The organism is Nitratireductor lacus (assembly GCF_056431025.1).
The window spans coordinates 69,560-91,957 of sequence record NZ_JBWKMB010000012.1 but is presented as its reverse complement, the minus strand read 5'-3'; the positions used below and the strand labels follow the sequence as shown (position 1 = coordinate 91,957).

Below are 22,398 nucleotides of genomic sequence, written 5' to 3'. Positions count from 1 at the left end.
CTATGGACAAGCAGCCGCATTCGCCTGCTCGAGAAATTATCGTTGCCAACGCCATTCGCGCGGTGGCCAACGAGTTGCGTCTTATAGACGTGGCCGACTACATCGCTTTCATTCGGTTGGAGAGCCTGGCGAGCGTAGCCGATATCGTGGAGTCGGCTGCGGAACTGTATTTCATGCCGGGTACATTGCGGCTTGGCCACGGATGCGACGCGCATGTGACATGGGGGGGGAGCCCTCGCATATCGCTTGACCTTGAGCTTCGCCCGCAGGGGGCGACGGTTTATTTCACGCTGGAGCTGAGTGCCGACAATGCCGGCGTGGAGGTCAATTATGTGGCCTTCGACAACCCCTCGGACGATCCGGAAGCGAACTCGCGCTATCTCGCCGACACCCTGCAGGCTTCGCGCATCGTGCGCACGGAAAGACCGTTGATCAACGGATAGCAGCGCGGGCCCGTGGACGGTTGCCGCCTCGTGTCCCTTGAGATGATATCAGAAGGTCCGGGACCTAATCGATGAGGCCTTTGCGCAGCGCCTTGGCAACCGCGTGGACACGATTGACCGCGTTCAGTTTCTGAGTGGTGTTTGCCAGATATTGATTGGCGGTGTGCACCGAAAGCCCCAGCCGCTTTGCAATTTCATCGCTGGTCAGGCCGTTCGCGGTGAGTTTCAGGCACTGGAGTTCACGCCTCGATATGGCCGGGCCGCTGGTTCCGCCGGGAAGCGGATCGTGCTCCAGAAACCGGGTGAAAAGGGCGTGACACCGGCTATGGAGATCGAGCAATGCGTCGCGCTCCAGGCAGATTCCTCCGCCGAGAAAGAAGATGGCACCATGATGCCGCTGGTCCGTTGCAAGCGGCAGTACCAGGCCCCTTTCCCCCTCAAGCGGTGGAATCTCCTCCCAATGCACTCCAAAAGTTTCTTCCGGCATGGCGATGCCCCAGAGAAGCGGGTGGAACGTTTCGGACAGCTTGTCCACGAAGCGCTTGCTTAATCGACCGGCGAGTTCGAGAGCTTCAGTGTGGCTCTGCGTGTCCGTCTGCTCCAGACAGGGAGTCAGCCTTGGTTTCCCAAGACCATTGACCAGATAGAGATGAGATCGGGCGGCGCTGATGCTTTCGGTGAGCTCCTGCAGCTCGACTGCCATGTCCGAAAGCGTCATCAATCCACCATTCTATATGAGGCCGTTGCGAATGGCCGTCGCAATTGCCATCGCGCGATTTTTCGCTGCCAGCTTGTGGATCGCGTGAGCGACGTAACTGTTCACAGTGTTCGATGACACGTTGATGATGAGCGAGACCTCATCGGCGGTTTTTCCTTCGGAAACCCAGTAAAGACATTCGCGCTCGCGCTCGGAGAGCGGCTCGCCGATCGGATTTGTCTTTGCTTTGTAACCGGAAAGCAGGTGACACAGCCCCATCTGCAGGCGCTGGAGCTCTGCTGTGTCGAGTGCATCGGCCTCATCGGCCGAAATCAGGGCAATGTAGCGCTTCTTGCCCGAGGGGAGCTTGAGGAGGAACACTTCCTGCTGTTCGTGAAGCGAAAGGTGTGCAACCTCGTCACAGGCGACGAGTGCCGCAAGCGCAAGCGGGTGCCAGCCGCTGGGAACTGCACCGGGAAATGTCGAAATGGGACTTTCGACAAGGCGCGTGATGGCATTGAGGCCCACATCCTCGATGGTGTCGAAACTCCAGTTGGAGACCAGGATGCTTGCCATTCCGGTGGCGCTGTCCGGCGCAGCCTCAGCGATCAGGTAGGAAACGTTTTTGCCGGAACGGCAATAAGCGCGCGCGAGGCTGGAGACGTCGCGCCGCGATGCGGCTTTGTACTGCCGGGCACTGCGTTTCTCTTTCGTCTCAGTCGCCATTCGGTCTCACCGCAGATCCGCACCGCCGGATGGCTGGTGCTTTAGGGTTCGCGGATACGCAATACGAGGCCCGCTATTTGCCCGCTCCAAGTGAGATGATGGTGAAAAGGTCGAAACCGGTCACTTCAAAACGGGCAGCACAAGAGAGCAGATCCGGTGTGGATTTTTGGCTGCCCCCCAGTCACCCGCTTATGGTTAGGTAAGCTTTCGATTCGGGTCAAGAAATCCTCAAATCGGTTAAAATGTCTCAGATATGGAGGAGCGAGCGTCCCTCTTCGGTGAAAAGATGCATCTTTTCCGGGGCCGCAGCGATGCGCAGCCGGTCGCCCTTGGCGTATTTCTGGACACCGGCCACCTTCACCACCACCGCGTCATCCACATCTTTCACATTCATGTAAACATTTGTCACTTCTCCAAGGCGTTCGACGAAGTGCACGTCGCCCTCGAAGAGGAAGTCGTCGTCCTCCGCGATCCGCATATCTTCCGGGCGCACACCGAAATGGACCGGCGCCCCGGAGAGTGTTTCAGGCGAGGGGATTGGCACCACGGTTTCGCGCCCGGCAAGGCTGACAACCGTCTCACCGCCCGTCTTCGCGATTCGGGCAGGCTGGATGTTCATGGCCGGTGAGCCGATGAAGCGGGCGACGAACAGGTTGGCCGGCTTTTCGTAGAGCTCGATCGGGCCTCCCACCTGTTCGATGCGACCCGCCGACAGAACCACGATGCGGTCGGCAAGCGTCATGGCCTCCACCTGGTCATGCGTGACATAGATCATGGTGGTTTCAGGCATGGAGCTTTTCAGCTTGGCGATCTCGATGCGCGTGGCGACACGCAGCGCTGCATCCAGATTGGAGAGTGGCTCGTCGAACAGGAACACTTTCGGATTGCGCACGATGGCGCGTCCGATGGCGACCCGCTGGCGCTGACCGCCTGACAGCGCCTTTGGCAGCCGGTCGAGATAGGGCGTCAACTGGAGGATGTCGGCAGCCGCCTGCACGCGCTTGTCGATTTCCTCCTTCGGCGCTTTGGCAATCTTCATGCCGAAGGCCATGTTGTCGTAGACTGTCATATGCGGATATAGCGCGTAGGACTGAAACACCATGGCGATACCGCGCTGTGAGGGCGGTATGTCGTTGACGCGCTGGCCGCCTATGAACATGTCACCGCCGGTGATGTTTTCCAGCCCGGCGATCATCCGCAGCAGGGTGGACTTGCCACAGCCCGAAGGACCGACGAAGACGACGAACTCCCCATCCTCGATCTTCAGGTCGATGCCGTGAATGACACGGGTTGCGCCGTAGCTCTTGTGGATGTCTTTCAGGTCGAGCGCCGTCATTGTCCCACTCCCCTGCTGCCGAACCAGTATCCATAGGCCGGCAGCTTCAATATGCCGTTTTCCGCGGCCCCGCTGCTTTCCGCGTCCTGCATGGTCGCGTATGCTCCAGCATCGAACGCGAGCTCAACCGGATGACCGGTCATGTTGATGGCCACCAGTATCGAATGCGCCGCCATCGAGCGTTCGAAGACGATAACGTCCTCGCCGGCATCGCGAAACGCAATATCGCCCTTGGCGAAGACCGGGTGGCGGGCGCGGAAGGCAAGCGCCCGGCGATAATGAGCGAGGAGAGAGTTCGGCCCGTCCTGTGCCGAGACCGCCAGATGGAGATGTTCCGGCGGGACTGGCAGCCAGGGCTTTGCCGCCGAAAAGCCTGCATTGACCTGTGTTTCCGACCAGACCATTGGCGTACGGCAGCCGTCACGCCCCTTGAAGGTCGGCCAGAACTGGATGCCGTAGGGATCCTGCAGATCCCTGAAGTCGAGCACCGCTTCCGTGAGACCGAGCTCTTCTCCCTGATAGAAGCAGACCGAGCCGCGCAGCGACAGAAGCAGTGTTGTCGTCATCTTCAGGAAAGCTTCGCGGTCGTGCACCTGGTCGGCCCAGCGCGAGGCGTGACGGACCACGTCATGATTGGAAAAACTCCAGCATGACCAGCCATCCGGAGCCTTCTCTTCAAAGGCCTCAAGGACGTCCCGCACGCGCTTCGGTGTGAGTGGTTCCTGCGAGAGGAAATCGAAGGAATAGCACATATGCACCTTGTCGCCGCCACTCGTATATTCGGCGACGATGTCGAGGCCACGCTGCGCGTCACCCACTTCGCCGACGGCCGTGGTGCCGGGGAATTCATCGAGCAGGGCGCGGAAGCGCTTCAGAAACTCCAGGTTCTCCAGCTGGTTCTTGTCGTAGAGATGCTCCTGGTAATTGTAGGGATTGACCGCCGGTGCGATTGAGGCGTTGCGCTCGTCCTGATTAAGCGGCGGATTGTCTTCCAGACCGGCCGAATGAACATAGAAATTGATCGTATCGAGCCGGAAACCGTCGACACCGCGCTCGAGCCAGAAGCGCACCGCGTCGAGCAGCGCATCCTGCACGTCCGGATTGTGAAAGTTGAGGTCGGGCTGGCTGGCCAGGAAATTGTGCAGATAGTACTGGCAGCGGCTCGTATCCCACTGCCAGGCCGAGCCACCGAAGATCGACAGCCAGTTGTTGGGCGGGCTGCCATCTGGCTTTGGGTCGGCCCAGACATACCAGTCTGCGCGCGGATTGGTGCGGTTCTGCCGGCTCTCCATGAACCACGGGTGCTGGTCGGAGGAGTGGGAAATCACCTGGTCGATCATGACCTTGAGACCGAGCCGGTGCGCTTCGGTGATCATGGCATCGAAATCGGCCAGCGAGCCGAACATCGGGTCCACTTCCCTGTAGTCCGATACATCGTATCCGAAGTCGAGCATGGGTGATTTGAAGAAAGGTGAAATCCAGATCGCGTCCACACCGAGCGAGGCGATGTAGGGAAGGCGCTGGGTGATCCCCTTCAGGTCTCCGATCCCGTCTCCGTTGGAATCCTGAAAGGAGCGCGGATAAATCTGGTAGATGACCGCGCCGCGCCACCAGTCGGTGTCTTCCGCATGGCGGCTGATGGCTCCGGGGGCATGTTCGAAGGGAACATCGTGCAGGACATTCATGGGAGCGGTCAGCCTCCTTTGACGGACCCGGCCAGAAGGCCGCGGACCAGGTAACGTTGCAATGCGAAGAAAACGAGAATGGGTACCACGATGGCCACGAAGGCCGAGGCGGTGAGGATTTCCCAGTTGCCACCGCGCGAGCCGAGCAGTTCGCGCAGGCGACCCGTCAGCACAAGCTGTTCCTCATTGTTGCCAAGGAAAACCGTGGCAACGAGCAGGTCGTTCCACACCCAGAGAAACTGGAAGATGGCGAAGGAGGCGAGCGCGGGGAAGGACAGGGGCAGGATGATCTTGCGAAAGATTTCGAAATCCGAGGCGCCATCGACGCGCGCGCTCTCGATGATTTCGCGCGGCAGGCCGGCCATGTAGTTGCGCAGGAGATAGATGGCGAGCGGCAGGCCGAAGCCGGTATGCGCGAGCCAGATGCCGATGAATGACTTGCCGATGCCGACCGTGTTGTAGAGGCGCAGGAGCGGGATGAGCGACATCTGAAGCGGCACGACAAGCAGGCCGACAATCGCGGCAAGCAGAAGCGCGCGGCCGGGAAATTCCATCCAGGCCAGGGCATATGCCGCATAGGCGGCTATCAGAATTGGGATGACGGTGGCTGGAATGGTCACGGTCATCGTGTTGATGAAGCTCTTGCCGAGCCCTTCGGAGAACAGGACATTCTCGTAGTTCTCCGTGGTGAAGCGCGGCGGCTCGACGGAACTCACGAAGATGCGCTGGCCGCGGCCGGGTTCGGGCTGCTCGGCATAGGCGATGATGTAGTCGCCATTGGCCTCGACGGTGAGCGTGCCGCCGTCGCGCAGTTCCGCGCTTTCGCCGACGGCGAAGGCCGATGGTTCGCGCGATGATATGCCGAAGCCGACGGCCTTGCCGCTATCGTCCTCGAATACGTTGCCCGTGAGCACGTAGCGGCCGGCTTCCAGCGTGGCGTTTTCCGGCGGGGCTGCGCGTGCGACCACGTTGCGTTCAGAAGAGGTGAGGGCTGTCCACCAGCCGCTTACGGCGAGCTGGTCCTTGTCGCGAAGCGATGAGACGAGAATGCCGAGGGTGGGCAGAGTCCACAGGGCCACGAGCAGAATGACGGAAATGTTGACGACCCATGCGAGTGCAGGCCGGGAACCGACGGGCGTGCTCATTTCATGTCCTTCCGTGCTTCGCGGATGTTCCAGATCATGATCGGCGTAACCATGGCCATGATGACCAGCGCGATGGTCGAAGCGCGGCCGAAGTCGAGCCCGCGGAACATCCAGTCGAACATGTAGTTGGCGAGCACCTGGCTGCCCCACTGGCCGTTGGTCATGGCCAGTACGATGTCGAACACCTTGAGAACCAGAATGGTGATCGTGGTCCAGACAACGGCGATGGTGCCCCAGATTTGCGGCACCTTGATCTTGTAGAAAATCTGAAATGGAGAAGCGCCGTCGATGATGGCGGCTTCGATGGTTTCCTCCGGAATGCCGCGGAGGGCGGCGGAAAGAATGACCATGGCAAAACCGGTCTGGATCCAGATCAGGATGACCATCAGGAAGAAATTGTTCCAGAAGGGGATGGTGATCCACGCCTGCGGCTCTGCCCCGAAGAAGGTGACGATGGCGTTGAGGATGCCGATCTGATCGGAGCCTTCGGCGCGGTAATCATAGATGAACTTCCAGATCACGCTCGCGCCGACAAAGGAGATCGCCATGGGCATGAAGATAAGGCTCTTGGCGACATTGCCCCAGCCGATGCGGTCGGTCAGGGCGGCTGCGATGAGACCGAAGAAGGTGGCGGCGGCGGGCACGACGATGAGCCAGAGAATGTTGTTGCGCATGCTCTCGCGGAAGGCCGCATCCTTGGCGAGCCAGGCGTAATTGGCCCCGCCGACCCAGGTCTCGCCGCTCGGTCCGTGGAAGGACAGGACGATCGAATTGATAACCGGATAGACCAGGTAGATGCCGAGAATGACAACCGCGGGCCCAAGGAACAGCCACGGCCGGATGCCGTTGGCCGCGTTGATGTTTTCGGCCACCCGGCTGCCGCGGGGCGGGTAGATTACGTCGAGCAGCCGGTTGGAACCCCAGAAATAGCCGAAACACGCCGCCACGCCGAGCACCATGACCAGCACCGCCTGGACAAGCTTGATGTCGGGGAGGACCGTGTTGAGCGCGGCAAAGACGGCGACGGCACACAGCACCGCGAAGACGATGCCAGCCACCATGATGACGAGTGCAATCGCCAGATTCAGAAGGAAACCACCGGGGCCGGGAGAGCCGGCGGGCGGGGCTGTTTCGGTCGAGGAAATTGCCATGACTGCCTCCTGGGGCGCATGTGCACGGTTTGGCCGTTTCCCGCCGCCTTCGGGCGGCGGGTTCGTCAGATGTTCGCGCCTATTTGATGGCGTCCCATTCCTTCTGGATGTCGCCGGCGACATCCCCGGCCGACTTGCCGCCGACATAGTCGATCATCCCGGTCCAGAACGCGCCGGCGCCGATCTTGCCGGGCATCAGGTCGGAACCATCGAAACGGAAGGTGGTCGCGCTGGTGAGGATTTCACCCTGTTTGCGAAGGGCATCATTGGCGTAAGCCTCGGGGTTCACACCCTTGTGCGGGGTCAGGAAACCGGCCTGCGCCATCCATATTTCATGCGCGATGGGCGTTTTCAGGAACTCGATGAAGGCGCGCGCCACTTCCGATTCCTTCGTGATGGCAAACACCGTGCCCGCACCGAGCACGGGTTTGCCGAGGTCCTTGCCTGCATAGGCCGGCAGGTAGAAGAAGTCGGCATCGCGGCCAAGCTGTGTCCCTTCCGGGAAGAAGGACGGGATGAAAGATGCCTGCCGGTGCATGTAGCATTTGGGCGGTACGGCAAAGAGCCCCTTGGGGCTATCGCGGAAGTCGGTTGAGGCGACAGCGCCCGCGCCGCCATCCACATAATCGTCGTTGCGGGCAAACGCGCCGAATTCCTCGATCGCAGCAACGACGCGCTCGTCGTTGAACGGAATTTCATTGGTTACCCACTGGTCGTAGACCTCGGGTGCCTGTGTGCGCAGCATCATGTCCTCCACCCAGTCGGTGGCAGGCCAGCCGGTCGCGCCACCGGAGCCGAGGCCAATGCACCAGGGCGTCTCGCCGTCGGCGACGATCTGCTCGGAGAGGGCCTTCAGCTCTTCCATGGTCTGCGGCACTTCATAGCCGGCATCCTCGAAATTCTCCGGGACGTACCAGACGAGGGACTTCACATCTGCCTTGTAGGGAAAAGCGAAGAAAGCTTTGGTCCCGTCCTGATTCTCATAGGTGCCAAGATCCACCCAGGATTGACCGGCTGCATAATTGTCCTTCATCCAGTCAGCGGTGTCGCTGCCGAGCGGCACGAGCAGGCCTTTGGAGGCAAGGTCGGCGGCGAGGCCCGGTTGCGGAAAGACGGCGACATTCGGTGCACTGCCGGCCTGTGTGTCGATGACGATCTGCTGCTCGAAGGAATCGGAACCCGAATAATTGACCTTCGCGCCCGTGGCCTCCTCGAAGTAGGCGGTAACGGATTCGATCAGATCCTTGTCGGCGCTGAGCCAGGGGCCGAACAGGCTCATCTCCTGACCGGAGAGGTCGTTTGCGGCCTTGAAATCCTCAAAACTCTGCCAGTTGAAGCGGGCATCCTCGCCCGGAGCGAACTTCAGGTCGGCGGCCCGGGCTGTCGTGACGGCGGCGGTGGTGCCGGCCAGCGCCAGGGCAAGCGCGCCGATTAGCATGGACGTCTTCATGGTTCCTCCACTTTGCGGCGCAAGGCCGCTCCTCCTCGGGTCTCTGCAGGTCCGGCGCAATGACAACGATATAAACAAAATTCAAAGCGCTTTGGATATGTTCAGCATCAATCTGTGACGCTCGCGAGTCAAGAGGACAAGGCATCTGTCGACGAAATTTCGGAAAAATACCGATTTAATGGCGGTTTTTCTGGAAATTGTTGCTCCTTGAGAGAGAAGGGCTTGATCTGCCTGAAAGGCTATGACACCAATTTTTTAAAGCGCTTTGAAAAGGAAATGTGTTGCCTGCCCGTAAAGCGATCAATCTGAAGATGCTCTCGGAAGCTCTAGGACTGTCCCAGACGACCGTCTCTCGGGCGCTCAATGGCTTTCCGGAGGTGGCCGAGAAAACGCGCGTCCGGGTGATAGAGGCGGCGGAGCGGCTGAACTATCGCCCGAGCCCCAGCGCGGCGAGCCTGGCCACAGGCAAGTCGCGCATGATCGGCCATGTGGTAAGTCTGTCCGAACATATCATGATCAACCCGCATTTCGCCGACTTCATCGCCGGCGCGGGCGAAGTCTACGGCGAGAACGGTTACGACATTCTGCTGCGGCTTGCCTCACTTGAGGAGCAGGAGGGCGTCTATCGCGATCTGGTGGATGATCAGCGTGTGGACGGCGTGGTGGTCCATGGCCCGCTCACCGGTGACAGCCGCATCGGCCTTCTCAATGCCCTAGGGCTTCCGTTCGTCGTGCATGGGCGCAGCGACGAGGAGGGAGCGGACTATTGCTGGATGGACGTCAACAACCGCCGCGCCTTTCATCGTGCCACGAAGTTCCTGCTCGATCTGGGACATCAGCGCGTTGCGCTTGTCAACGGACTTGAAACGATGAACTTCGCGGACCGGCGCAGGCAGGGCTATGAGGTGGCGCTCGAGGAGGCGGGCATCGTGTCTGATGAGCAACTGCTGCACAGTGCAGACATGGTTGAACCCTATGGCTATCACGCCACACGCGCACTGATGGACCTTGCAGAACCGCCGACAGCGATCCTCGTGGCGAGCGTTCTGCCCGCCATGGGCGTGACGCGGGCGCTGGCCGATCTCGGCCTGCGTGCAGGCGAAGACGTGTCGATCATCGCCTTCGATGACTGCCTCTCCTTCCTGCAGTCCGGTTATAAGGGCAGGACGCCTGACATTCCTTATTTCACGGCGGTTCGATCCTCCATCCGCGACGCGGGCAAGCGCGTGGCCCAGATGCTGCTTGAGCGCATCGAGAATCCTGCGGGACCGTTGCAGAGCGAATTATGGGAGGCCGATTTTGTGATCGGCCAGACCACCGCACCGCCGCGTCGCCGCTGACGGCGAGCAGAACACCTACGATCGAACCCGGGAGATACTCATGTCCGCCACCAACACGGAGACCATGGAGCTTGAATTCTCCCGCGCGGATTTCCCGGACGATTTCGTCTTCGGAACGGCGACCTCGAGCTACCAGATCGAGGGTAGCCGGTTTGGCGGCTGTGGCACATCGCATTGGGATACCTTCGCCGCCACCCCCGGCAATACGGTGCGTGGTGAGGACGGGGCGACGGCCTGCGACCATTACCACCGCTGGGAAAGCGATCTGGACCTGGTGCGCGATGCCGGCTTTGACTGCTATCGTTTCTCGACGTCCTGGTCGCGTGTCCTGCCGGAAGGGCGCGGTGCGCCCAATGCTGAAGGGCTCGATTTCTACGACCGTCTCGTCGACGGCATGCTGGCACGGGGGCTGAAGCCTTTCGCCACGCTCTACCATTGGGATCTGCCGGCGCCGCTTGCCGATCTTGGCGGCTGGCGCAACCGCGACATTGCCGGCTGGTTTGCCGATTATGCAGAAGTGGTGATGAAGCGCATCGGTGACCGGGTGGCGACGGCGGCCACCGTCAACGAACCCTGGTGTGTGGCCTGGCTCAGCCATTTCATGGGCGAGCATGCGCCGGGCCTGCGCGATATTCGCGCCACCGCGCGCGCCATGCATCATGTGCTTCTTGCACATGGGCGTGCGACGCAGGCCATGCGGGCTCTGGGCATGGGCGATCTCGGCCTCGTCACCAATTTCGAGTATGCGGCACCTGCCGATGACAGCGAAGCGGCGAAAAGAGCAGCCCGCCTTTACGATGGAATCTACAATCGATGGTTCCTGGGCGGCGTGTTCGACAGGGCCTATCCAGAGGACGTGCTGGAAGGCCTTGGGCCCCACATGCCGGAAGGCTTCGAGAACGATTTCGACATCATCGGTACGCCGGTCGACTGGCTCGGTATCAATTACTATACACGCAAGCTGATTGCGCCGGACGGCTCAGGCCAGTTCCCGGCGCTGAGGGAAATCGAGGGGCCGCTACCCAAGACGCAGATGAACTGGGAGATCTATCCCGAAGGTCTGCACCATTTCATTACCTGGGTGCATGATACCTACACCAAGGGTCTGCCGATCTATGTGACGGAAAACGGCATGGCCTCGCCCGATCAGGTGCTGAACGGAAAAGTGGCGGACCCTTCCCGCATCGACTTCCTGAATAGACATCTCGGCGCGGTGCGGCGCGCGATGGCCGGGGGCGCTCCCGTGAAGGGTTATATCGTCTGGTCGCTTCTCGACAATTACGAGTGGGCGCTTGGCTATGAGAAACGCTTCGGTCTCGTGCATGTCGATTTTGAAACGCTGGAGCGCACGCCCAAGGCATCGTGGCATGCGCTCGGGCGTGCGCTGAGACGCTAGGTTCTGACCCTAAGGCCTGCTCAGACCGAACGGGTAGCGCCGCCGTCGATCCGAACCTTTGTTCCTGTGACATAGGAGGCGCGCTCGGAGGCGAGGAAAACGGCCATGTTGGCGAATTCCTCCGGATCGCCGTAGCGCCCCATCGGAATGGTTTCCGCTGCTGCCGCGGAAACCTCCTCCACCGGCTTGCCGGAGCGGCCGGCCGCGGCGGTGTCGAGTTCGACGACGCGCTGCGTGTGGATGCGCCCGGGCATCAGGATGTTGACCGTCACGCCATCGCGGGCGACTTCCGTGGCCAGTGTCTTCGACCAGCCGACGATTGCCGAGCGGATGCCGTTCGACAGCGCCAGAACCGGAATTGGCTGCTCCACGCCAGACGAGGTAACCGTCAGAATGCGGCCCCATTTGCGCTCGCGCATGGCCGGAAGGAGACGCCCGGTCAGGTGAAAGATATTGGCGGCCATCGTCTCGAAATTCGAGATCCAGTCGCTGCGTTTGGCATCGACGGCGGTGGAAGGGGGCGGGCCGCCGGTGTTGTTCACAAGAATGTCGACGCCTCCATCGGCCAGAAGCCTGTCAGCGAGATCGTCGATCGCTGTCTGATCGGACAGATCGAGCTCATAAGCCTCGACCGAGCCCGCGCCGGTCGGCAGGTCCCTGGCCCACGCCTCGATCTTGTCCTTGCTGCGTGCGGCGGCGATCACGATCGCGCCTTCCTTCGCCAGCCCCTGGGCGATGGCAGCGCCGAGGCCGCGGCTTGCGCCGAGCACCAGGGCGCGCTTGTTCTTCAGTCCTAGATCCATCGGCAAATTCCCGGATTGATGCACCGCCGGCCGCATTGTTGTGAACCGGCTCTGGCGCTGGATGGTGGATTTTCTCACCCTGGGTGAGGTGGCGCGATTGGGCACGATTCAGAACAGGATTGCAAGTCTCGAGGGGACGCTGTACAGCGATCCGCCGCTCTGCGCTGTGCCTTCAAATCTTGGTAACGGACAGTCTCCGAATGTTATGTCTACTGCCGAAACTAAACCGCAATTAACGCGTTGAAAGCGCGTGGTTTGTGCCGCGGCTTCACCCTGAGTTTTCTTGCATACGAGTTCCATATATGGACCGACGATCCTTCCTTGTTTCCTGCCTGTCAGCATCGCTGTTGGGTACGTCCAGCCTGACGGCCCTTGCAACCCATGCGCGCGCTCAAGACGTTGCCGCGCAAGGCGTTGACGCGAAGGGGGAGGCGCAGCCTTTTTCCTTCGAGGCGCTTACGGGGGCGATGAAAAACAAGGCTTCCGAACCCTTCGCCAAAGCCGAATTCAAGCTCCCCGAGCAGATTGCCGGGCTGACCTACGATCAGCACCGGGCGATTCGTTTCCGGCCTGACCACGCATTGTGGCAGGGTGAGGCCCCGTTCGAACTGCAAGCCTTTCACATGGGCTGGCTGTTCAAGGAGCCGGTGCGCCTTTACGCGGTGGAGGGCGAGGCTGCCACGCCGATCCTCTTCACCGGCCGTGACTTCGAGTATCGCAAGCCTCTTGATCCCTCCCGGTTCGAAGATCTGGTCATGGAGGGCGAGGCGGGCTTCCGCCTGCATTATCCGCTCAATGCACCCGATGTGATGGATGAGCTGGTGTCCTTCCTCGGTGCAAGCTACTTCCGTGCGCTCGGCCGGGACACGCTCTACGGATTGTCCGCGCGTGGACTGGCCATCGGCACCGCCACTGCCAATGGGGAAGAGTTTCCCCGCTTTACCGACTTCTATATCGAGAAGCCAAACCGGCGCAGCAAGGAGGTGACCGTCTATGCCGCGCTCGACAGCGAAAGTGTAACGGGTGCCTATCGCTTTGTGATTGCGCCTGGCCGCAACACGGTCATGACCGTGACGGCCCGCCTCTTTGCCAGAAAGGCCATCGGGCGCCTCGGCGTCGCACCGATGACATCCATGTTCCTCTTCGCCGAGAACAATGACAGCGCGTTTGATGATTACCGCGGTCAGGTTCACGACAGCGACGGGCTGAAGATCGTCCGCAAGGATGGTGACGAACTGTGGCGCAATCTGAACAATCCGTCCGAGCTTGCCACGTCGTTCTTTTCCGAAGACAGCCCACAGGCGTTCGGGCTTTACCAGCGCGACCGTGATTTTGCGCACTTCCAGGATGCGGGCGCTCATTATGAGCGCCGGCCGTCGCTCCTCGTGGAGCCGCTGGAAGCGTGGGGGCGCGGCAACATCACGCTTGTCGAGATACCGACCGATCTCGAGGTCAACGACAACATCGTCGCGTTCTGGGTTCCCGAAAAGGAGGTTCAGGCGGGGGATGCGCTTGAGTTCAACTATCGCCTGACCTGGGGTGCCATTGATGAACCGACCAACCGGTTTGCCCGGGTCATGGCGCTTCGCAGCGGCGAGGGCGGCGTCTCCGGCGTCAAGAACGAGGAAGGGCTGCGCAAGTTCGTCGTCGATTTCGATGGCGAGGTTCTGCGGAACCTTCCGGGCGATTCAAACATTGAAGCAGTTGTGAATGTCAGCCGTGGCGAGATTGCGCATTCGGCGGTTTCCCGCATCGACAGCAATGGCATGTGGCGTCTCGTGATCGACCTGAAACCGAGCGGTGCGGGACCTGTTGAAATGAGCGGTCATCTCAAGCTCGACGACAAACGCCTTTCTGAAATCTGGAGTTATCAGTGGAGAGATACAGATGACGCACGTTCGTGAGACGGATAGCCAGCCGATGACGCATGGCCGTCGCGCTCTGCCGGTTGCGCCCATGGCGATGCCCGAGCAGGTGCTGGAACGTCGGCGTGCGCGCCCCGCGCTGTTCTCCGTGCTGCTCAAGCGACTGGCCTGGAAGTGAAATTACGGGCCCGATTGAGAGACGGGAATGGTGGTCGGTGAACCCCATGAGAGTGTGATGGTCAGTGTAAGACGCGTATTGTCGATCCTTTTCTGCCTGCTTATGGCAGGGCTCGTCGCCTCGCTTGCCGTCGGCTATTTTTCAGCCGATGGGATTCAATGGATCGACGCCGTTCGCATCGTGCTGCTGGCCGCCAGCACAGCCTGGCTGGCATGGGGCGCGGCCTATGCTTTCAACGGGCTTTTGAGCCTGCCCTTCAGAGAGAGAAAGCAGTCATTCGAGCTGACGCCGACCAGCGCACGGACGGCGGTCCTCGTCCCTGTCTACAACGAAGATCCGGTCAAAACATTTTCGCATGTGGCAGCGATGATCGGCAGTCTCCACGCGCTTGGCGTTGCCGGCCGCTTCGATTTTGCGATCCTGTCTGATACGCGTGACGAGCGCGTTGCAGCAGAGGAAGAGCGCTGGCTCGAGCGCCTGCACGCGGAATGCGGCGCGCATACGGCTATCTACTACCGGCGGCGGGAACAGAACACGGGCAAGAAAGCCGGCAATGTTGCCGATTTCATCCGGACGTCCGGCGCGATGTACGAGTATATGATCGTGCTCGATGCCGACAGTCTGATGGAAGGCGCGACGATGGCCGAGATGGTACGGCGCATGGAGGCGGAACCCAGGCTCGGTCTTCTGCAGACGCTGCCAAAAATCGTCCATGCGCGTTCGTTCTTCGGACGGGCGATGCAATTTTCCACCAGCTATTATTCCCCGGTTTATACGCGTGGCCTGGCCGCGCTGCAGGGAGAGTCCGGGCCGTTCTGGGGGCACAATGCGATTGTCCGTACACGTGCTTTCGCCCAGAGCTGCGGGCTTCCGGAGTTATCCGGTACACCACCGTTTGGCGGGCATATACTGAGCCACGACTATGTCGAAGCAGCGCTTTTGACCCGCAGTGGCTGGATCGTGCGGGTCGATCCCGATCTGACTGGCTCCTATGAAGAGGGGCCCGACAATGTGGTGGACTTCGCCAAGCGTGACCGTCGATGGTGCCAGGGCAATCTTCAGCATGGCCGCGTGATGGTGGCACCGGGCCTCAAGCCCTGGAGCCGGTTCGTGTTTGTCCAGAACATCATGGCTTATGTGACATCGCCGCTCTGGGCGCTGTTCATCATTGCCTCGATCGCCGCGCCGCTGTTGAAGGGCGTTCCGGACTATTTCCCCGAGCCGGGGCTTTTTCCCGTGTTTCCACGCGTTGAGCAGGGGCTGGCGCTGACGCTGCTCGTCGGCGTTTTTGGTCTGTTGATCGGCCCCAAGCTTCTGATAGTCGTACGTGGAGCGCTGAGTGGCGTGAATGATAGGTTCGGTGGCACCGGGCGTGCTCTTCTCAACACATTGACGGAGATTCTCTCTACCAGCCTGCTTGCTCCGATCATGCTCATGTATCAGTGCCGGGCGGTGATTGAAGTGTTTCTCGGCATGGATGGCGGCTGGCCCGCTACCGACCGGGAAGCCGGCTCTGTCAGCCTTTCAGAAGCGTGGTCTGCAAGCTGGTGGATCAGCGCCACCGGTCTGGTGACGCTGGGGCTGGCCTTCCAATTTGCTCCGGAATATGTCGGCTGGCTGCTTCTGGTGGCAGGGCCGCAGGTCTTCGCACCTCTCCTGATCCACGTCAGTTCGCGGAGCGCGCTCGACGCTGCGGAAGCCGGGCTTTTCCAGACGGCGGATGACCGCGACCCTTCACCGGTGGTCCTTCGTCAGGAAGTCATACTTTCCCGTTGGCGCGGCGCCGCACAGACTGCGCCCGCAAGCCAGCCGGTGGCGGAACCGGCACTCGAGCCCGCTGACGCGGAACAGTGAGGCTGCCTCATGAACGCCCCCTTCATTCCTTCAAGCGTTGGCCGTGACCAGCGCCTGGACGTGTTCCGTGGTCTCGCGCTGATCACGATCTTCATCAACCACGTACCCGGCAATCTCTATGAGAACCTGACGTCGCGCAATTTCGGTTTTTCCGATGCGGCCGAGGCTTTCGTGCTCATGTCTGGCATTGCCGTGGGGCTTGCCTATTCGCGCGGCTTTCGTGAAGGGGCCTTCTTCACTTCATGCATGAAGGTCTGGAGGCGTGCCGGCCTGCTCTATGTGACGCACATCGTTACGTCGCTCATGGCCATTGCCCTTGTCGCCGGCGGGGCGCTCTATCTCGGTGTCTTCGAGATGCTCAGCCGGATCAATTTCGGGCCACTTCTCACGAAACCACTGCAGACCATGGTCGGCGTGCCGCTGCTTGGCCATCAACTTGGCTATTTCAACATTCTGCCGCTTTACGCCATGCTTCTGCTGATCTCGCCGCTCTACATCATGATCGGCCTGCGCAGTCCGCGGGCGCTGATCGGCGTGGCCGTTGGTGTCTGGCTTCTTGCGGGTGCTTTCCGCCTGAACCTGCCGAATTATCCGAACCCGGGTGGCTGGTTCTTCAACCCGATAGCCTGGCAGCTCATCTTCGCTGTCGGCATCGCCGGCGGGCTTTGCATGCTGGAGGGGAGAAAGCTCGTTCCCTATCGTGCCTGGCTGTTCTGGCTGTGCACTGCCTTCCTCGCATTCTCCTGTGTCTGGGTTTCGCTCAGGGCAGGGGCGCTGCCGGGACGCAAGATGCTGCCGTTCTTCATTGCCGGGTTCGACAAGACTTTCCTGTCGCTGCCGCGCCTTCTGCATGCGCTGGCTCTCGCCTATGTTCTGACCAATGTCGCCTGGGTGGTGCGCGCTTTTCAATGGCCTGTGTTCCGTCCGGTCGAACTGATGGGCAGGAACGGCCTCGCTGTCTTTGCGACCGGTTCGGTTCTGGCGATCGCGCTGCAGATCCTTCGTTTGCGCCATGAGACCAGTTTCGCTTCCGATGCAGTCCTCCTGAGTGCCGGTATCGCCATTCAGTATGCGGTCGCCCGCTTCCTTTCCTGGCAGAAGTCAGGGAAGAAGGACGCGCCTCGCGCGGCGGAACGCAGGTTCATGCCAGGTCCGGTGGAGAAAAAGCGCCTCAGCGAGAGCGTTTGACCGTCTGCCGGACGCTGTATTTTGCGCGGCGCATAAACCCACGGGCATGTGTTCCTGATCTGACCAGCGGTCGTTTCTGGTCCGTCGTTTCTGGCCGTATGCCGGCATGTGTCCCCTCTTTGCGCGGGTAGCGGAGCCGCGGAAACCTGGTGGGTCTTTCCCAGACACCCTTGACAGGGCGTGTAAGTTATCCATTATGAAAGCGCTTTCACTTTGGGGAGAGGGGGGACGTTGAATCAGCTCTGGGTTACGCTTGCGCCGCACCTGCCCTTCATGCTCGACGGATTTCTGCTCACCGTGTTCGCCTGTACGCTGGCGATCATCGGGGCGGTCCTCATCGGGGCATTGATGGCGTCGCTTCGCACGTCCGGAAACCGGATCGTGCGCGGGGTTGCGTTCGCCTATAGCGACGTGTTTCGCAACACGCCGTTCATCGTTCAGCTCTTTTTCTTCTTCTACGGACTGCCGGAAATCGGCATCTATATCGGCGCGTTCGAGACCGGGGTGATCGCCCTGTCGATCATCGGCGGCGCGTTTGTTTCCGATGTCATCCGCTCGGGCATTCTGGCGGTGGATCAGGGGGTGATCGAGGCGGCGAAGGTGAGTGGCCTCAGCCGCTGGACCATTTTTACCAGAATCGTTCTGCCGATTGCGCTGCGCACCTCCGTGCGCCCGATGGGCTCGGTGCTGATCAACATGGTTCTGACCTCCTCGATCCTGTCGACCATCACCATCAATGAACTGACGGGCACCGCCAAGATCGTGGCTTCGACCACTTTCAAGCCGTTCGAGGTCTATCTCGTGCTGCTCGTTCTCTACGCCTCGCTCACCTATGCGCTGTCGCTTCTGATCAACACGGTTCACAGGCGGCTCAACCGGGCGATGGATACGGGAGGCGCGGCATGAGATATGCGGACTTCACGCCCTATGATCTGGTGCTGCTTGCGCAGGGGCTGGGCGTCACGGTGGGGCTCTTCACGCTCACCACGCTTGTCGGCCTTCTGATCGCGGCGCTCTTCACCCTGGTCGACTATTACCGCGTGCCGGTGCTGCGGCAGGTGATCGTCACGATCAGTGAAGCGCTCAAGAACTCGCCGGTTCTGGTTCAGCTCTTTCTGGTTTTCTTCGGGCTGCCGGCCTTCTTTCACATCAACATGACGCCATTCGTGGCGGCATCGCTCACCATCAGCCTGAACACGGCGGCGTTCGCATTCGTGATCTTCCGCTCGGGCATCGATGCGGTGGAGGCGGAGCAGGTGGCGGCGGCAAAGGTCTATGGGCATTCGCGCTGGCAGGTCCTGCGCTTCGTGCTTCTGCCGCAGGCCGCCGCGTTCTCCATCGGGCCGCTGGTCGGCCTTCTGGTGAACCAGCTTCAGGTCACATCGCTGATCTCGGTCATCGGCGTGTTCGATCTGACCAAGATCGGCAACATTCTCAATCTGCGCACGCTCGAGCCGTTCATCGTGTGGACCGTGGTGGGGCTCCTCTACTACGCGCTGGCAAAGCTTCTGGCGAGTGTGGGCGCGCGCATTGAAAAGCGGCTGCGCAGGTCGGTCGTCTGGGAAGGAATCTGACATGATTGTCATTGAAAACGTCGAAAAGCGCTTTGGCGAAACGACGGTCCTGAAGCGCATCAACCTGACCATCGAGCCGGGCGAGGTGGTGACCATTCTGGGCTCGAGCGGTTCGGGCAAGTCGACGCTGATCCGCTGCATCAACGGGCTGGAGGCTGTCTCTGGCGGGAGCATCACCGTCGATGGCAATGATGTGTCCACCAAGGCGGGGCTCGCGGCGGCGCGGCGGCGCTCGGCGACGGTGTTCCAGCTGTTCAATCTCTACCCGCACATGACGGCGCTGGAGAACATCACGCTGGCGCCGATCAACGTTTTGAAGAAGCCGCGCGCGGAATCCGAGGCGCGGGCGCGCGAACTCCTGAAACTGGTGGGGCTCGCCGATCTCGCGACGGCCTATCCGCAGCGCCTGTCGGGCGGTCAGCGTCAGCGCGTGGGCATCTGCCGGGCGCTTGCGATGGACCCGCGTTACCTGCTGCTGGACGAGGTGACGAGCGCACTCGATCCGGAGATGACGGGCGAGGTTCTGGACATTCTGGCCGAGCTTGCGCGCGGCGGCACAACGATGCTGTTCGTGACCCACGAGGTCGAGTTTGCGCGGCGCATTTCCAGCCGCATCGTTTTTCTGGAGCAGGGCGAGCTCATCGTCGACATGCCCACCGAACGTTTCTTTGCGGAGGATGGCGGCTTTGCCGTGCCGCGCATCCGCCAGTTCCTGACCAAGATGAAGAAAGACTGACGCGTGATACTTCTTGCCAATTGCGAGGCCGAAGCCGGATTTTCCGAATCCATTGCCGACCTGAAGAACGGGAAATCCGCCGTGGATGCGCTGGTGCGCGGCATCGGCTTCGTGGAGGCCGATCCGAAGGTGCGCAGCGTCGGCTATGGCGGCTGGCCCAACATGCTGGGCGTGATGGAATGCGACGCCGGCGTGATGGACGGGACGACCCGCGCCGTGGGCACGGTGGCCGCCGTTCCGCGCACGCTGCATGTGGCCGCGCTCGCCTGCGAGGTGATGCGGCGGCTGCCCCATGTGATGCTGACCGGAGAGGGCGCGCGCAGGTTTGCAGATGAAATCGGTTTCAATTCCGATGACATGCTCTATCCCGACAGCAGGCGCGTCTGGTGGGAAAAGCTCGACGGCCTGATGACCGAGGAACAGAAGGGCGCTTTCCCCGACACACCGCTGGCGGGGCTTCTGGGTGCGATCACCGACCCCGAGCGGGTGCGCGACACGACCGTTTTTCTGGGGCAGGACCAGATCGGCGGGATCGCGACCGTTACCTCGACTTCGGGCTGGGCGTGGAAATATCCGGGCCGCGTGGGCGACAGCCCGATCCCCGGCGCAGGCTTTTACGCCGACAGCCGCTATGGCGCGGCGGCGTGCACGCATACCGGTGAGATGACCATGCGCTCGGCGACGGCGCACGCAATCGTGCACGGCATGAAATGCGGCCTGTCTCTCGATGACGCGATCCAGAGCGCTGCCGACGATCTGCTCGCGCTCGACACGGGTTTCATCGGCGAGGTGGTGATCCACGCGCTCGACACGCACGGCAATCACCGTGTCGTCAATCTCCATGGCCAGGGCACCGTTGCCTACTGGTTCTGGGAGCCTTCCATGGCCGCTCCGGAAAAGCGGCAATCGCAACCGATCTGATTTAAGAAGGAGGAGTTCAATGAAATCTCTCGTGAAGAAGACCATCGTGGCGCTGGCGGCCTGTGCCGCGCTCGCAGGACCGGCCGCAGCCGGCATGCTGGATGACATCATCGAGCGCGGCAAGGTCCGCATCGGCGTGTCGCTGGGCGGCGAGCCCATCGGCTTCCGCGACGACAAGAACAACCCCGTCGGCTACGACGTGGACGTGGCCACCCTGCTTGCCGAGAAGATCGGCGTGCCGGTGGAGTTTACCGACGTTTCGGGCGATGCGCGCGTTTCGATGCTGGTTTCCGGCCAGCTCGACATCGTTGTTGCAAACACGTCTGCAACGCTGTCCCGCGCCAAGGCGGTGAGCTTCTCGATCCCCTACAACCGTGCCGGACTGCGCGTCATTGCGCAGAAGGATGCTGGTATCAAGACCCTCGCCGATCTCGATGGCAAGCGCGTCGTCGTGGGGCGCGGCACCACGGGCGAAGCGTTCCTGAAGCGTGAAGTGCCGGGCGCGGAACTGGTCTACACCGACACGTTCTCGCCGGATGGCGTTCTGCTTCTGCGCCAGAAGCGCGTTGACGCCGGCATTGAGGATTCCTCCATGCTCGACTACCTGGCAGCACAGGAAGAAGGTCTGGTCACCGTGCCGGGTCTCTATTCCAACGATCCGATCGGCATTGCCGTCGCCAAGGGCGATCCGGACTTCGTGCGCTGGCTCGACATGTTCGTCTCGGACTACATCCAGTCCGGCGCCTATGAGGCAAACTACAAGAAGTGGTGGGGCGAGGACGCCAACCCGCCGGAGCTGAACCCGCTCTGGTAAACCCGAACGGCCCGCTGGCGAAAACTCGCCGGCGGGCATTCTCATTGATCGAATGTCGGTTTGTCAGCCGGTGCTGCGCTCGACGAAACGGGTGCGCAGCTCATGCACTTCCGGGTGGTCGCGATAGCCGGCCGGATCCTTCAGAAACATCAAAATGCCATGGATCAGCTCCGCCTTGTCAAAGCCGATCGAGGAAATGTCGAAGGCGTTGAAATTGGCGTTCACCACGGCGTCGAACCCGTAGAGACGATAGTCGCGCGGCGGCAGAAGATCGCGCGCCCTCAGCCCGTCCATCATGCCCATGGCCATGGCGTCCGAGGTGCAGAAAATCGCATCGGGAAGGCTGGCGCCGTTGATGCGGTCGGCAAGGGCAAGCCCCGACGCATAGGAATAGTCGCCCTGCAGCTCCTGAACGAGATCGAGCCCCGCCCCGGCGCAGATGTCGCGATAGGCCTGAATGCGGGCCTGCTCGATGAGCGAGCTCTGGCGACCGGTGACCAGCGCGCCGGTCTTCGCCCCGCGTTCCAGCGCGCGCGTCACCGCCTCTCGAATGCCCGCCGCCTCGTCGATGGTGATGTAGGCGGACTTGGCGTCGAAGCGCCCGTTGAGCATCAGCACATTGTCGCTGTGGAACAGCGTGCGCACGCCTTCGGCGTCGGCGAAGTCGGAAAAGACGAGCGCTGCATGAACATGAAACGCGGCGCTGTTGCGCAGAAAATCCTCGATCTTCTCGGTGTTGCCGACACGGATGATGACCGCCTGCTTGCCAAGCGTCTGGATCGCTTCGAGCAGCGGGTCGAACAGGTCGAGATCGGAAAGATCGGTGATGTGGTTGACGATGACCGCCACCATGTCGAGCGAATTGGTTGCCAGGCCGCGCGCCAGCGGGTTCTGGTTGTAGCCAAGCTCCGCAGCCGCCTTCAGAACACGCTCGCGCTTCTCGCGCGAGACCGGACGGCGCTCCGGCGAGAGCGCACGGGAGACAATCGCCGGCGCCACGCCCGCCCGCTTTGCGACATCGGCAATCGTTGGCCTTTTGCGTCGCGCGGGTTTGTCTTCGGGCATGGATTCTTCCGGTTTTCTTGTAATGTTCTGG

Annotated in this window: 21 protein-coding genes; 12 read left to right on the top strand and 9 right to left on the bottom strand. The window is 61.2% G+C overall.

Going from position 1 to position 22,398, the window contains the following annotated elements:
* The first annotated feature begins 2 nt into the window (after window positions 1-2).
* Window positions 3-443 (top strand): hypothetical protein, encoded by a 441-nt coding sequence (locus AC07E3_RS11950; protein WP_007008643.1) that lies wholly within the window; start codon window positions 3-5, stop codon window positions 441-443.
* Window positions 444-507: 64 nt separating this feature from the next.
* Here AC07E3_RS11950 and AC07E3_RS11945 read toward each other — a convergent pair whose 3' ends face one another.
* The 7 genes from AC07E3_RS11945 to AC07E3_RS11915 form a co-directional block, all read right to left on the bottom strand.
* A complete protein-coding gene (locus tag AC07E3_RS11945; protein ID WP_478362132.1) occupies window positions 508-1,161 on the bottom strand; it encodes a response regulator transcription factor in 654 nt (217 codons plus the stop codon).
* Window positions 1,162-1,173: 12 nt separating this feature from the next.
* Window positions 1,174-1,866 carry a helix-turn-helix transcriptional regulator gene (locus tag AC07E3_RS11940; protein ID WP_336069383.1) on the bottom strand — a complete coding sequence of 231 codons (693 nt, stop codon included), beginning with the start codon at window positions 1,864-1,866 and terminating at the stop codon, window positions 1,174-1,176.
* A gap of 247 nt (window positions 1,867-2,113) precedes the next feature.
* Window positions 2,114-3,202 (bottom strand): ABC transporter ATP-binding protein, encoded by a 1,089-nt coding sequence (locus AC07E3_RS11935; protein ID WP_336069384.1) that lies wholly within the window; start codon window positions 3,200-3,202, stop codon window positions 2,114-2,116.
* Window positions 3,199-4,887: a beta-galactosidase BglA gene (gene bglA, locus AC07E3_RS11930; protein WP_478362129.1), complete on the bottom strand. Its 1,689-nt coding sequence runs from the start codon at window positions 4,885-4,887 to the stop codon at window positions 3,199-3,201. Before bglA ends, AC07E3_RS11935 begins: the two co-directional genes overlap by 4 nt.
* Window positions 4,888-4,895: 8 nt before the next feature.
* Window positions 4,896-6,032 (bottom strand): carbohydrate ABC transporter permease, encoded by a 1,137-nt coding sequence (locus tag AC07E3_RS11925; protein WP_478362126.1) that lies wholly within the window; start codon window positions 6,030-6,032, stop codon window positions 4,896-4,898.
* The gene (locus AC07E3_RS11920; protein WP_478362124.1) at window positions 6,029-7,183 is read right to left on the bottom strand and encodes a carbohydrate ABC transporter permease; all 1,155 of its coding nucleotides are present in this window, start codon (window positions 7,181-7,183) and stop codon (window positions 6,029-6,031) included. Before AC07E3_RS11920 ends, AC07E3_RS11925 begins: the two co-directional genes overlap by 4 nt.
* Before the next feature lie 79 nt (window positions 7,184-7,262).
* Window positions 7,263-8,633, bottom strand: coding sequence for an ABC transporter substrate-binding protein (locus tag AC07E3_RS11915; RefSeq protein WP_065815708.1), 1,371 nt, complete (start codon window positions 8,631-8,633; stop codon window positions 7,263-7,265).
* A gap of 281 nt (window positions 8,634-8,914) precedes the next feature.
* Here AC07E3_RS11915 and AC07E3_RS11910 point away from each other — a divergent pair, with 281 nt between their 5' ends.
* Window positions 8,915-9,973, top strand: coding sequence for a LacI family DNA-binding transcriptional regulator (locus tag AC07E3_RS11910; protein WP_478362122.1), 1,059 nt, complete (start codon window positions 8,915-8,917; stop codon window positions 9,971-9,973).
* 40 nt (window positions 9,974-10,013) lie between these two features.
* A complete protein-coding gene (locus AC07E3_RS11905) occupies window positions 10,014-11,369 on the top strand; it encodes a GH1 family beta-glucosidase (RefSeq protein WP_478362120.1) in 1,356 nt (451 codons plus the stop codon).
* 20 nt (window positions 11,370-11,389) lie between these two features.
* Here the strand turns inward: AC07E3_RS11905 and AC07E3_RS11900 are convergent, their stop codons facing one another.
* Window positions 11,390-12,172, bottom strand: a complete 783-nt coding sequence (locus AC07E3_RS11900) for an SDR family oxidoreductase (protein WP_478362118.1) — start codon at window positions 12,170-12,172, stop codon at window positions 11,390-11,392.
* Between the two features lie 302 nt (window positions 12,173-12,474).
* Here AC07E3_RS11900 and AC07E3_RS11895 point away from each other — a divergent pair, with 302 nt between their 5' ends.
* The 9 genes from AC07E3_RS11895 (at window position 12,475) to AC07E3_RS11855 (ending at window position 21,302) form a co-directional block, all read left to right on the top strand.
* Entirely contained in the window at window positions 12,475-14,076 is a 1,602-nt protein-coding gene (locus AC07E3_RS11895; RefSeq protein WP_478362116.1) for an OpgD/OpgG family glucan biosynthesis protein, read from the top strand.
* Window positions 14,060-14,215, top strand: coding sequence for a hypothetical protein (locus tag AC07E3_RS11890; protein WP_478362114.1), 156 nt, complete (start codon window positions 14,060-14,062; stop codon window positions 14,213-14,215). Before AC07E3_RS11895 ends, AC07E3_RS11890 begins: the two co-directional genes overlap by 17 nt.
* A 57-nt stretch (window positions 14,216-14,272) precedes the next feature.
* The gene (mdoH, locus tag AC07E3_RS11885) at window positions 14,273-16,069 is read left to right on the top strand and encodes a glucans biosynthesis glucosyltransferase MdoH (RefSeq protein ID WP_478362195.1); all 1,797 of its coding nucleotides are present in this window, start codon (window positions 14,273-14,275) and stop codon (window positions 16,067-16,069) included.
* Window positions 16,070-16,078: 9 nt separating this feature from the next.
* Window positions 16,079-17,257, top strand: a complete 1,179-nt coding sequence (locus AC07E3_RS11880; RefSeq protein WP_478362112.1) for an OpgC family protein — start codon at window positions 16,079-16,081, stop codon at window positions 17,255-17,257.
* Between the two features lie 231 nt (window positions 17,258-17,488).
* Entirely contained in the window at window positions 17,489-18,163 is a 675-nt protein-coding gene (locus tag AC07E3_RS11875; protein ID WP_336069405.1) for an amino acid ABC transporter permease, read from the top strand.
* Complete coding sequence (locus AC07E3_RS11870) at window positions 18,160-18,831, top strand: ABC transporter permease subunit (protein WP_336069407.1); 672 nt, start codon at window positions 18,160-18,162, stop codon at window positions 18,829-18,831. Before AC07E3_RS11875 ends, AC07E3_RS11870 begins: the two co-directional genes overlap by 4 nt.
* A gap of 1 nt (window position 18,832) precedes the next feature.
* Entirely contained in the window at window positions 18,833-19,567 is a 735-nt protein-coding gene (locus tag AC07E3_RS11865; protein WP_478362109.1) for an amino acid ABC transporter ATP-binding protein, read from the top strand.
* Window positions 19,568-19,570: 3 nt separating this feature from the next.
* A complete protein-coding gene (locus AC07E3_RS11860; protein WP_478362107.1) occupies window positions 19,571-20,488 on the top strand; it encodes an isoaspartyl peptidase/L-asparaginase in 918 nt (305 codons plus the stop codon).
* Between the two features lie 19 nt (window positions 20,489-20,507).
* Window positions 20,508-21,302 (top strand): transporter substrate-binding domain-containing protein, encoded by a 795-nt coding sequence (locus tag AC07E3_RS11855; protein WP_478362105.1) that lies wholly within the window; start codon window positions 20,508-20,510, stop codon window positions 21,300-21,302.
* A 63-nt stretch (window positions 21,303-21,365) separates the two neighbouring features.
* Here AC07E3_RS11855 and AC07E3_RS11850 read toward each other — a convergent pair whose 3' ends face one another.
* Window positions 21,366-22,367 (bottom strand): LacI family DNA-binding transcriptional regulator, encoded by a 1,002-nt coding sequence (locus tag AC07E3_RS11850; RefSeq protein WP_478362103.1) that lies wholly within the window; start codon window positions 22,365-22,367, stop codon window positions 21,366-21,368.
* Between the last annotated feature and the right edge of the window lie 31 nt (window positions 22,368-22,398).